Source organism: Streptomyces sp. FH025, assembly GCF_017427025.1.
In the GTDB taxonomy this organism is placed as follows: domain Bacteria; phylum Actinomycetota; class Actinomycetes; order Streptomycetales; family Streptomycetaceae; genus Kitasatospora.
In genome coordinates this window covers 1-6,532 of the sequence record NZ_JAFLNG010000442.1, presented here as the reverse complement: position 1 = coordinate 6,532, position 6,532 = coordinate 1, and the positions used below count along the sequence as shown (strand labels likewise).

At 73.3% G+C, this 6,532-nt stretch carries 5 protein-coding genes, 1 pseudogene and 1 riboswitch; of the genes and pseudogenes, 4 read left to right on the top strand and 2 right to left on the bottom strand.

Annotation, left to right across the window (positions count from 1 at the left end):
- Window positions 1-317, bottom strand: a pseudogene (locus tag J0670_RS26245) (hypothetical protein); the annotation flags it as partial.
- A gap of 240 nt (window positions 318-557) precedes the next feature.
- Window positions 558-707, top strand: a riboswitch (TPP riboswitch).
- 91 nt (window positions 708-798) lie between these two features.
- Here J0670_RS26245 and J0670_RS26240 point away from each other — a divergent pair.
- From J0670_RS26240 to J0670_RS26225, 4 genes are all read left to right on the top strand, one after another.
- Window positions 799-2,139, top strand: coding sequence for a cytosine permease (locus tag J0670_RS26240; protein ID WP_307806697.1), 1,341 nt, complete (start codon window positions 799-801; stop codon window positions 2,137-2,139).
- Between the two features lie 119 nt (window positions 2,140-2,258).
- Window positions 2,259-3,083, top strand: coding sequence for a glycerophosphodiester phosphodiesterase family protein (locus J0670_RS26235; protein ID WP_207814141.1), 825 nt, complete (start codon window positions 2,259-2,261; stop codon window positions 3,081-3,083).
- Window positions 3,084-3,489: 406 nt separating this feature from the next.
- Entirely contained in the window at window positions 3,490-3,909 is a 420-nt protein-coding gene (locus tag J0670_RS40620) for an ATP-binding protein (protein ID WP_374223168.1), read from the top strand.
- A gap of 162 nt (window positions 3,910-4,071) precedes the next feature.
- Window positions 4,072-5,055 (top strand): DUF5926 family protein, encoded by a 984-nt coding sequence (locus J0670_RS26225; protein ID WP_207814140.1) that lies wholly within the window; start codon window positions 4,072-4,074, stop codon window positions 5,053-5,055.
- A gap of 218 nt (window positions 5,056-5,273) precedes the next feature.
- On the opposite strand, the gene J0670_RS26220 is transcribed toward J0670_RS26225, so the two are convergent.
- Window positions 5,274-5,936 (bottom strand): bifunctional DNA primase/polymerase, encoded by a 663-nt coding sequence (locus J0670_RS26220; RefSeq protein ID WP_207814139.1) that lies wholly within the window; start codon window positions 5,934-5,936, stop codon window positions 5,274-5,276.
- Between the last annotated feature and the right edge of the window lie 596 nt (window positions 5,937-6,532).

Here is a 6,532-nt window from a genome sequence, read left to right as displayed (position 1 = left end):
GCCGGCTCCTCCACGACGGGCGCGGCCGGGGCCTCCGGCGCGGGCACCTTGGTGAAGGCCACGGTGGGCCGGTGCCCGCCCTCCGCCGGCGCGGACTCGACGACCGGCGCGGCACCGGCGACCGGGACCGCGTCGACGGACGGGGCCGGAGCGGCATCGGCCGGCTCGGCCGTGGGCTCCGGGACACGGCTGAACGCCATCGTCGGCTTGTGGCCGCCCTGAGCGGTGCCCTCGGAAGCGGTGCCGGCCGCCTCCTGGGCCCCCGCGGGCTGCTCCCCCTGCGGCCCGGTGGGCCCAACCTCGCGCTCGGTGCTCACGGACGACCTCCATAGCTGACTGAACCAAGGACCATAGTTTTTCGCATGGCCGATTCGATTGCCGTAAGGACCCCTCTGAATAACTCATAAGAATCCTTAGCCGGCCCCGACGACCGGACACGATCGGACGGGACCGGGCACGACCGGGGGGCTCCCCACCCCCCACCGCGCGTCCGCGATGCGGACCCGCGTCCGCCCGGCCTTTGGCGTTCCTCCCCGTGCCGGTTAGCCTGACGCTCCTAACTGACACGCGGGAGCTTGGACCGACCAGGCTGAGAGTGCGCATGTCGACCGTACCGCCAGGCGAGCCGCCGGCGGACCGTCGAGGGGGCGCTGACCGCCGGAACCTGTCCGGGTAATGCCGGCGTAGGGAGTATCGGCCATGCCGCCTGCTTCGCCATCCTCTTCTCCGGGCGCGCCCGCGTCCAAGGGTTTCCCCGAACCGACCGGGGCCGCGGCCGCGGGTACCACCGGCACCGCGGTGCTCGACGAGCGCGTCGAGGCGCCGCTGGTCCTGGACACCGAGCCGCCGCGCACCCTGCGCTTCCGGGACCACTTCGCGCTCTGGATGAACCTGGGCGTCAGCCTGATCGGCTTCTCCACCGCCGCCACCGTGCTCGGTGCCCAGGGCAGCGAACTGTCACTGGCCGCCGCGGTGACCGCGATCGTGACCGGTACGGCGGTCGGCACCGCGATGCTCGGCGTGGCCGCGCTGATCGGCGCCCGCACCGGCGCCCCCGCGATGGCCAACCTGCGCGGGCTGTTCGGCACCCGACTGTCGTACCTGCCGACCGTGCTGAACATCGTCCAGTGCATCGGCTGGGGCGTGTTCGAGCTGCTGACCATCTCGGCGGGCGCGCAGACCGTCGCCCACACCACCGGCTACCGCTGGCTGTTCGTGCTGCTCGCGGGCGCGCTGACCACCGCGCTGACCATCTGGCCGCTGGGCGCGATCGCGGTGCTGCGCCGCTTCGTGGCCGGGGCGGTCGCGGTCGCGATGGTGTACTTCACCGTCCAGCTGGGCCGCCAGGGCGTGCCCGACCCGGGCGCGGGCAACTGGCACGGCTTCCTGGGCGCCACCGACGCGATGATCGCGGTGTCGATCTCCTTCGTGCCGATGGCCGCCGACTACACCCGGCACTCGCGCACCGCGCGCTCGGCGTTCTGGGGCAGCTTCTCCGGCTACACCCTCGCCCAGGTCTGGTGCTACGTGCTGGGCCTGATGGCGCTGCTCCAGTCCGGGGGCGACCCGAGCCGGATCTTCGACTCCTTCCTCGGCGTCTGGGCCGGCTGGCTGTTCCTGCTGGTGCTGGTGCTGCGCGAGACCGACCAGTCCTTCGCCAACGTGTACTCGACCGCGATGTCGATCCAGAACCTGCTGCCGAAGGTCGACCGCCGGGTGCTGAGCGGCGGGATCGGCGTGCTGACCACCGTGCTGGCGCTGCAGATCGACAAGTTCACCGACACCTACAGCAACTTCCTCGGTCTGATCGGCTCGGTGTTCGTGCCGCTGCTGGCGGTGCTGGCGGTGGACTACTTCTTCGGGGCCGGCCGGCACGGCTGGGACCTCTCCGAGCGGGCGCCGTCGCGCTGGCTGATGCTGCTGCCGTGGCTACTGGGCTTCGTGGTCTACCAGTTCATCGCGCCGACGGCGGTCGCGGGCTGGTGGACGGACTTCTGGACCTCCGCCCAGGAGGCGCTGCACTTCACCCCGCAGGAGTGGACCTCCGCCTCGCTGTTCGCCTTCCTGGTGCCGGCCCTGGCCACCTGGGCGCTCACCCCGCTGACCCGGCGCACCGGCACGCCTGAGCAGCGCGCCTGAGCAACACGCCTGAGCAGCGGCCCCGAACGGCGCTCCCGAGCGGCGCGGAGGCGAAGACGGCCCCACAGGTTGGGACCGTCTTCGCCTCCGCGTCACCTGCCCCGCCTATCGTTGAGGCCGTGACCAGCCCAGACCTGTCCTCGGCGGCGGCGCGCACCGCGCCGCCCGTCCAGGTGATCGCCCACCGCGGTTCCTCCCACGCACTGCCCGAGCACACCCTCGCGGCCTACCGGCGCGCGCTCGACGAGGGCGCCGACGCGGTCGAGTGCGACGTCCGGGTCACGGTCGACGGTCATCTGGTCTGCGTGCACGACCGCCGGATCCGCCGGGTGTCGAACGGCCAGGGCACCGTCTCCGCCATGACGCTCGCCGAGCTGGAGGCGTACGACTTTGGCGCCTGGAAGACCGGCCGCCCCAGCACCGACCCCGAACTGCGCGGCGTGCTGCGGCTGGAGCGCCTGCTGGAGCTGGTGGCGGACTGCGGCCGCCCGGTGGACCTGGCGATCGAGACCAAGCACCCGGTGCGCTACCGCGGCCGGGTGGAGGCCGAGCTGCTGCGGATGCTGGAGCGGTTCAAGATCGGCGCGACCCGGGAGGGAAACCGCCCGTCCGCCCGGATCATGAGCTTCTCCTCGATCGCGCTGAACCGGGTGGCCACCACCGCGCCGCGGTACGGGCGGGTGTTCCTCTTCGAGCGGACGCTGCCGCTGCTGGGCCGGCTGCGCGAGGGCTCCCCGCTGCCGGGCGGGGCGCGGATCGCGGGACCGGGCATCGAGCTGGTCCGGGCCCGGCCGCAGCTGGTGACCAGGCTGCGCGAGCTGGGGCACCAGGTGCACGTGTGGACGGTGGACGAGCCGGCCGACGTCGAGCTCTGCCTGGAGCTCGGGGTGTCCGCGATCATCACCAACCGGCCCGCGGAGGTGCTGGCGCAGCTCGGCCGGTGATCCGTCACCGGGGCGGCGGTCGTACCGGTTCAGCCTGATCACTCTGGTCGGCAGTCAAACCTTCCGCGCACGTTATTGCCGGAATTCTTGCACTCGGGCGACAGAGGGTGAGCACGGAATGACCTCTTGTCGACCCTGGGTCGCGCTGCTCGAAATGGACTCGCGGGATCCCCGGATGGTCGTTTCCGACGCATTACCAAGGGGCATCCATCCCTCGGCATACGCTGAAGGAGGTCCGGGGGTGGCGTTGATGGTGGCGCGTGAAGTGCCGACTTCATCGACCATGGCAGTGCCGCACGGCCCAGCGAGTGTCGGGGTCGCGCGGCGCCGACTGCGTCGAGATCTGGGTGACCGGCAGATACCGGAACCGGTCATTGATGATGCCGTTCTGATCCTTTCCGAGCTGTTGAGCAACGCCTGTCGATACGCCCGTCCGCTCGGCCCGCTGCCGGCCCTCGTCCGGGGCGCCAGGGCCGGGGTGGTGGACCAGCTGCTGGTCGGCGTCCCCTCCGGGACGCACTCCCCGACCGGCGGTCGGGAGCACGAGGAGGGCGCGGCCGAGCCGGACGGCGGGGTGCTGGTCCGCTGGCAGATGCACACCGACGGCGTGCTCACCCTGGAGGTCACCGACGGCGGCGCGACCACCCGGCCGCTGCCCGCCGGCCCCTCGCTGACATCGCGCGGCGGCCGCGGCCTGAGCATCGTCGACCAGCTGGCCAGCGACTGGGGCGTGCGCGACGCGCCCGGCGAGGTGACGGTCTGGGCGGCGCTGCCCGCGCGCGCCCGGCACGCCCGGCGCACGACCGGCGACGCGCGCAGCGCGTAGGGACGGGCCGAGGGCCCGTCCTACGAGGCGCGCGCGGTCGACACGTCCGTGCGGGGCCCGCCCCCGGCGCGCCCCCACGAGGTCGCCCGGGGCGCGCGCCAGGGCAACCTCAGTAGGCTTCCCCGGAGCAAAGGACCACCGTTCCCCCGGGAGAGCCGCACCATGGGCAAGAAGGCCGCCAAGAAGGCGCCGCAGCGCCAGTCCACCACCGCCGTCACGGGCGAGATCCCCGTGGTCGGGGCCCGCGAGAACTGCCCCTGCGGCTCGGGCCGCCGGTACAAGGCCTGCCACGGCCGGGAGGCCTCGCACGCGGTCCAGGAGCTGGTGCACCGCCCGTTCGAGGGCCTGCCGGGCGAGGCCGACTGGGTGGCGCTGCGCGAGCTGGTGCCTGCCGCCACCGTGCCGCTGACGCTGGCCGCCGGGGTCGTCGAGACCGCGAACGGCGAGGTCCCGTCGGTGACCCTGGCCACCGTGCTGCCGCTGGCCTGGCCCGCCCTGCGCCGCCAGGACGGCTCGATCCTGCTCGGCCTCCAGACCCAGTCCTCCTCCGGCGACCTCAGCCGCGACCTCGCGGACGCCCTGGAGCTGGCCCTGGCCACCGAGCCGGGCACCCCGGTGCCGGCCCGCCGGACCGTCCCGGGCGGCCGCCGCCTGCAGGACCTGCTGGACACCACCGCCGGCTTCACGCCCGCCGTGCACACCGGCTTCGAGTTCTGGCTGGAGGACGCCGAGACCGCCACCGGCGAGGTCGCCGCCTCCCTGGAGCGCGCCAACGCCTCGGCCATCCCGACCGAGAAGCTCGGCAGCGTCGACGCCGCCTACTGGTGCGGCACCCCGGACAAGAACCACCTGCGCTGGGTGATGACCGTGCCGGAGGAGAAGCTGCTGGACGCGCTGGCCCGGCTGGACGCCGCCGGTGAGGCCTCGCTCGGCGCGGACACCCGCCTGGTCGGCTCCTTCCGCGCGCACGGCCTGACCGTCCCGGTGTGGGACCTCCCGCTCGCCATGACCGCCGCCGACTGCGAGAAGCCCGCCGCCGAGTTCGGCGAGCGGCTCGCCTCGGTGCTCGCCGACGCGACCCCGCTGACCGCCGACGAGCGGCGCACCCGCGCCAACCTGGTGAACCGTCAGGTCACCTTGAACTAAAGCGCGCGGGGATCCGGGTGATACGCGTCACATTGTCGCCGCGAAGGCGCAATTTCCGGGCCTGGAGGGCGTCTTGGAAATTGGCGCGGGCGCGGATCCTTGTTACTGTCTAAAGAGTCCGGCCGCTGGTGCATCCCCCGTCGCCAGCGGCCGGATCTTTTTCTTTTCCGGAAGACCGCGGAACCGGGCCTCGAAGTCCGGCGCGAACCGTCGGCCCGTCAGTACGCCGAGCGGCCGCTGTCCAGCCGGACCGTCGCCTCCACCAACTCGCCCAGCAGCGGCCCGACCTGCGGCAGCCAGACCCCGCCGCCCGCGCTCGGCCGCGGCGGCAGCACCCAGCGCACCCTCCCCCAGCCTCCGGCCGAGGGGGCCCCAACGGCCGCACCACCGGGCGGCAGCGGCAGGAAGCCGCCCGGCCCGTGATAGCGCAACGACCCGGGCACCCAAGGGAGTTGGGCGAGCATCTCACCCAGCGCATCGAGCGAGTACGGGGCCACCAGCAGCGCGTAGCGGCCCGGCATCGCGAGCACCGGGCCGAGCGGCAGCCGCAGCGCGCTCAGGTAGACCAGCGCCCGGGCCCCGGCCACCGCGGGCAGACTGACCGCCGAGACCGCCGAGCCGGTGGCGGCCAGCAGCGGCGCGTCCGGGCTCTGCCGCTCCCACCACCAGCGCACCATCCGGGCGTCGGTGGTGGCGGCCAGCAGCGAGGGGTCGTGCGGGTGCGCACCGGGCACCACGCAGTCCGCGTCCCCGCAGGAGCAACGTCCGCCGCACAGCACGGTGCCGGGCACCACGGGCCAGCGGTGGTCGACGGCGGCCGTCAGGGCCGCGGCCAGCCGGACGGACGACTCCTGCGACCGGTCCTTCGGGTTCTCACGCATGGCGCTCGTTCCTTTCCCTGACCGCTCGGTTCGCTCCGCCCCCGCCGGCAACGCCGGGACTCGCCGTTCGGGCCCGCGGCGGCACGGCCCCGGCCGGGAAGGGAGCGGGGCGGTCGGTGCGGCGGACGGCGCGGCTACGGCGTGGAGCACGGTGTGGAGCACGACATGAGAAGGGCCGCGCACTGGAAACAGCCCTTGGAACGAGAATCCCGCATGCGACCGGATGGACGCCGCCCGGGCGCGCTTGGTTCCACCGTACGAGTGAGAGACTTCCGGCCGACCCGGTGCGCGGGCGGCGTGGGCATACGATCCGGACGCCGCCCGGCCCGACCTCTCGGTTCTGCCCGTTCCCGCCCCGCTCCATGCCTCCGGGCCCGACCGGCGCGCGGCCGAACCCCGCGCGCCGCCCGACCGGGTCGCGATCGATGTGGAACCGGCCACCGCGTCGTCCTGGATCTGGACATGCCCCGAATGGCCTGTGTAGAAGTGGTGGCATTGCTGTCGATCAATGACGAGTAGTAGCGAATCGAGGCGAAACACGCCCTTTGGCCGTGCTCGCTCCACACTGGGCCGCATCTGGGGGTTTCGCATGGCAC